Source organism: Hungatella sp. SL.1.14 (genome assembly GCF_024460495.1).
Lineage (GTDB): Bacteria > Bacillota > Clostridia > Lachnospirales > Lachnospiraceae > Hungatella > Hungatella hathewayi.
This window is the reverse complement of sequence record NZ_JANFYJ010000586.1, coordinates 1-255: the sequence shown is the minus strand read 5'-3', so window position 1 is coordinate 255 and position 255 is coordinate 1. Positions and strand designations below refer to the sequence as shown.

Here is a 255-nt window from a genome sequence, read left to right as displayed (position 1 = left end):
TCATTATTTGCAGTCCATCTCGCATAAACGGTCATGCTTTCCGTGATCTTATCTTCCTGGGTGAATCGTCTTCCACCGGTTGCTTCTGTATACCAGCCTGCAAACGTATAACCTGGACGGCTTGTGACTCCAAGTCCTTTTCCTGCATCTTTAAGACTCTGGCCACTCAGTACCGTTTCTTCGGTATTCGGCATGACTGCCGCTGCATCTTCTGCCGCTTTATCATACGTCAGCGTTACTTTTTCATTTGCTGCC

At 47.8% G+C, this 255-nt stretch carries 1 protein-coding gene; it reads right to left on the bottom strand.

Annotation, left to right across the window (positions count from 1 at the left end; translation table 11 throughout):
• Positions 1–255, bottom strand: a 255-nt coding sequence (locus tag NE473_RS32415) for an InlB B-repeat-containing protein (RefSeq protein WP_256265749.1), incomplete at both ends; no start/stop codon positions are given.